The organism is Paracoccus sp. (in: a-proteobacteria) (assembly GCF_030536915.1).
Classification (GTDB): domain Bacteria; phylum Pseudomonadota; class Alphaproteobacteria; order Rhodobacterales; family Rhodobacteraceae; genus Paracoccus.
The window spans coordinates 11,146-15,169 of record NZ_JAUNPC010000068.1 but is presented as its reverse complement, the minus strand read 5'-3'; the positions used below and the strand labels follow the sequence as shown (position 1 = coordinate 15,169).

Sequence of the window (4,024 nt, the reverse complement as noted above, 5' to 3'; positions counted from 1 at the left end):
CCGCCCCGACGATCACAACGTCGAAGTCCATCGATTCGCGTTCGATCGTGCTCATCCTTCCTCCTGCGTGTCGAGCGCATCGCGGAACGTCTCGATCAGCTTCTGCTTGAGAACCTTGCCGTTCGGCGAGGTCGGCAGCGCCGTCGTCACGATGATGCGCGTGGGCCGCTTGTAGGGCGAAAGGCGAAGGGCCACATGCTCGCGCAGGTCCCTTTCGCTCAGCCCGGCGGGATCGTCGGTCTGGCAGAAGGCCAGGACTTCCTCGTTGCCGCCCTCGACCTTGCGGCCGATCACGGCGGTCTGGATCACGCGGGGATGGTCGTTCAGCGCCGCCTCGACCTCGGGCGGATAGACGTTGAAGCCGCCCCGGATGATCAGCTCGCGCGCGCGCCCGGCGATATGCAGGTTGCCGTCCACGTCGATGCGGCCCAGATCGCCGGTGCAAAGGAACCCCTCGGCGTCGAAGGCGGCGGCGGTGGCCTCGGGGTTGCGGAAATAGCCGGGCATCACATGCGGGCCGCGGGTCTGGATCTCGCCCACGCCATCTGCGCCCGCGTTCCGCAGGCGCAGATCGACGCCGGGCAGGGCAGGGCCCACGCTGACATCGGGCACGCCCGGCGGATTGGTGGTCAGGGTGACGCCCGCGGTCGTCTCGGTCAGGCCGTAGCCGTTCTGCAGCGCCACGCCATAGAAGGCCTCGGCCCGCCGCTTCCAGTCGGGATCAAGGGGCGCCGCCCCGGACGACACATAGCGCAGCCGTCCCGGCGGCAGGCGGCCGACGCCGCTTTTCCCCGCCTCCTCCATGATCAGCGCGTGCATCTGCGGGACCGCCGGCAGGACGCTGACGCCCGCCTGCAGGGCCTCGACCACGGCCGGGGCCGAAAAGCGCGGGAAGAGCCACAGCTCGGCCCCCGCGACGGTACTGGCGATCATCATCGAGGTCAGGCCGAAGACATGGGTCATCGGCAGCACGCCCAGGATCAGGTCATCGGACGTGATCTCGCGCATCCGGGCCGAGGTCTGCCCGCCGAACAGCAGGTTGGCATGGCTGAGCATCACCCCCTTGGGCGTGCCGGTCGATCCGGTCGTGTAAAGGATCACGGCCGTCTGCCCGGAACCCGCCACCACAGGCTCGGGGGTCGCGGAAGGGCGCGGCCCGGCGATCGCCAGACTGCCCATGGGCGTGTCCCACGCCGTGGCCCCGGCGATCCCGGCATGGGTGCCCGCCTGCGGCGAGACATTGGACAGATAGACCGTCAGCCGCGGGTCGGCATGGTCCGCGATGCGGTGCAGTTCATGGTCGGTCATGCGGGCGTTGACGGGCACGGCCACCGCATCCAGCCGCGAGGCCGCCATGATCAGCCCCACCAGCGCGGCGCAGTTTTCCGCCAGGATCAGCAGGCGGTCGCCCGGCCGCAGGTCCCGCCCCTTCAGTTCGGCGGCCAGCACATCCACGGCGGCGGACAGTTCGGCGTAGGTGAAGGTTCTGCCGTCGTGATCGCGCAGCGCGGGCGCATCCGGGCGCGTGCTGCGCTGGCTGGCAAGCGGATCGTGGATGCGGGTCATGGTCATCGGCGGGTTTCCTCCTTCTCGGCGCCGGAACTGCCGCGGCCGAAGTCCGGCGCGGCGCGGTTCAGGCGGGCTTTCAGGCCCGCGGCGGCCTCGGGTCCGGCCAGCGCGTCGGCCATGGCATCACCCTCGCGGTCGAGCTGGGCATCGAAATCGCCGTCGCGGGCAGCGGCCAGAAGCCGCTTGATCGTGCCCTGGGCCGCGGCGGGACCCTGCGCCATCCGCGCGGCCAGCCCGGCGGCGCGGGCGAGCGCCTGTCCGGGCGCCACGAGGTCCGTCACCACGCCCATGCCCGCGAGGGTGGCGGCCGAGACCGGATCGCCCGTCAGGCACATCCGGGCCGCGAAGCCCGCCGGCACCCTGCGCGCCAGCGAAGCGGTCAGCCCGCCGTCCGGCACCAGCCCCACGCGGACATAGGCGGCGGCGAAGCTCGCGTCCTCGGCCGCCACCAGCAGGTCGCAGGCCAGCGCGATCGACAGCCCGGCCCCGGCCGCACCGCCTTCGACGGCGGCGATGACGGGGCGCGGACAGGCGCGGATCGCGCGGATGGTGGCATGCAAATCCTCGATCAAGGCGCGCCGCTCGTCCCGGCTGATCGCGGCGCGGGTCGCCAGCGCGTTCAGGTCGCCGCCCGCGCAGAAATATCCGTCCGCGCCGGTCAGAACCACGGCGCCCAGCCGATCCTCGGCCGCCGCCCGGTCCAGCGCGTCGCGCAGGCTGACATACATCGAAGGCGCCAGCGCATTGCGGCGGCCGGGGTTCGACAGCGTCACCCGCAGGTGATCGCCGCAGTCCTCGACATGGGCCCTGGCATCCCCGGCGGTCATGGCCCGTCCCCGGAATCGCCGGCCCCCCCGCCGGGCACGCGCTTGAAGACCCCGCTTGCCGTCGCGATCAGGGTGCCGTCGTCATGGACCAGATCGGCCGCGACGAAAAGCAGGCTGCGCCCGCCGCCGACCACGCGTCCGGTTGCGGTGACGCCGCCCTTCCGGGCGGGTCCCACGAAGTCGATGTTCAGCGAGATCGTGAGGAACGGCTGGCGGCCGCTGTCGTCCACGGTCAGGCTGGCCGTGGCGCCGGCGGCGCTGTCCAGCAGCATCCCCGCGATCCCGCCATGCAGCACGCCGTGGCGGTTCGTGTGGCGTTCGTCCAGGACCAGCCGGCAGCGGGCGCGCCGGTCGGGCCGGCCCACGTCTAGCGTGTAGCCGACCATGCGCTGCGCCCCCGTCTCGGCCTTGATGATGGCCCCGCCGCTCATGCGGCGCTGACCGCGATGAAGCGTTCGAGGTGATGGTCGCTGTCGCCGAAGCGGGCGTCGGCGGCCAGCAGGCGGCGGGCGAGGGGGGCGAGTTCGTATTCCTCGGTCATGCCGATGCCGCCGTGCAACTGGATCGTTTCCTCGGCCACCTGCAGCGCGACCCGGCCCACCAGCGACTTGGTGGCCGCGGCATGGCGGTCGCGGTCGGGGGCGTCGAGGTTCCCGGCAAGGTTCCAGACGGCCGAGCGCGCCTGCTCGACCTCGGTCAGCAGGTCGGCCATGCGGTGCTGGACCGCCTGGAAGGACCCGATCGGGCGGCCGAACTGCTTGCGCGTCTTGAGGTAGCCGGTCGTCAGCTCGACCGCCTTTTCCATCACCCCAAGGGCGTCTGCGCAGACGGCGAGGATCGCGGCGGCAAGCGGCCGCTCCAGCAGGGATGCGTCCCCGATCCGGCGGGCAGGGGTGTCCTTCAGCGTGACCTCGGCCGCGCGGCCGCCGTCCATCAGGGCATAGCCGCGCAGGGCCAGCCCCTCGGCCCCGGCCTCGACCAGCCACAACCCGTCCGTGGCCCGCACGATCAGGTGGGTCGCATCCTCGGCCCCCGGCACGACCGACTTCTCGCCGGTCAGCCGGTCGCTCTGGGTGCGGGTCGCCACGGTGCCGTCATAGCGCTGGCCGGGTTCGTCCAGCGCGACCGCGACGCGGGCCTCGCCACTGGCGGCGGCTTCGGCCAGTCCGGCCTCGCCCGCGGCGGCCAGGATGCCCGCGCCCAGCACCACGCTGTCCAGCAGCGGCGTGACGGCAGCCGCCCGGCCGAGCGTGCGGAACACCATCAGGATGTCCGGCCCGGTGCCGCCGAAGCCGCCGGCCTCCTCGGTCATCAGGGCAGCGCCCGTTCCCAGGTCGAACAGGGCGGCGCTGTCCGGGCCGCGTTCCAGCGTGCGCGCCAGGCTTTCGCCCAGCATGGTCTGTTCCTCGGTGAAGCCGAAATCCATGACGCCTCCCCCCCCCTCAAAGTCCCAGCAGGGATTTCGCGATGATCCCGCGCTGGATTTCGTTCGAGCCGCCGTAGATCGACAGCTTGCGGTTGTTCAGATAGGCGCGGGTCGCCGCCGCAGCCTCGGCCGGGCCGGGGGGTGCGTCGTCATTCGCGCCCTCCAGCGCCTCGGACGGGAAGGCCAGCGCCCAGGGGCCGAC

Annotated in this window: 5 protein-coding genes; all 5 read right to left on the bottom strand. The window is 72.3% G+C overall.

Annotation, left to right across the window (positions count from 1 at the left end; translation table 11 throughout):
- Positions 1 to 51 precede the first annotated feature (51 nt).
- A complete protein-coding gene (locus Q4F04_RS11415) occupies positions 52 to 1,572 on the bottom strand; it encodes a class I adenylate-forming enzyme family protein (RefSeq protein ID WP_368660722.1) in 1,521 nt (506 codons plus the stop codon).
- Positions 1,569 to 2,396, bottom strand: coding sequence for an oxepin-CoA hydrolase, alternative type (locus tag Q4F04_RS11410; protein ID WP_303369950.1), 828 nt, complete (start codon positions 2,394 to 2,396; stop codon positions 1,569 to 1,571). The genes Q4F04_RS11415 and Q4F04_RS11410 overlap by 4 nt, the downstream gene beginning before the upstream one ends.
- Entirely contained in the window at positions 2,393 to 2,827 is a 435-nt protein-coding gene (locus Q4F04_RS11405; RefSeq protein ID WP_303369949.1) for a PaaI family thioesterase, read from the bottom strand. Before Q4F04_RS11405 ends, Q4F04_RS11410 begins: the two co-directional genes overlap by 4 nt.
- Entirely contained in the window at positions 2,824 to 3,822 is a 999-nt protein-coding gene (locus tag Q4F04_RS11400; protein ID WP_303369948.1) for an acyl-CoA dehydrogenase family protein, read from the bottom strand. The genes Q4F04_RS11405 and Q4F04_RS11400 overlap by 4 nt, the downstream gene beginning before the upstream one ends.
- A gap of 16 nt (positions 3,823 to 3,838) precedes the next feature.
- Positions 3,839 to 4,024, bottom strand: a 186-nt coding sequence (locus tag Q4F04_RS11395; protein ID WP_303369947.1) for an acyl-CoA dehydrogenase family protein, incomplete at its 5' end; no start/stop codon positions are given.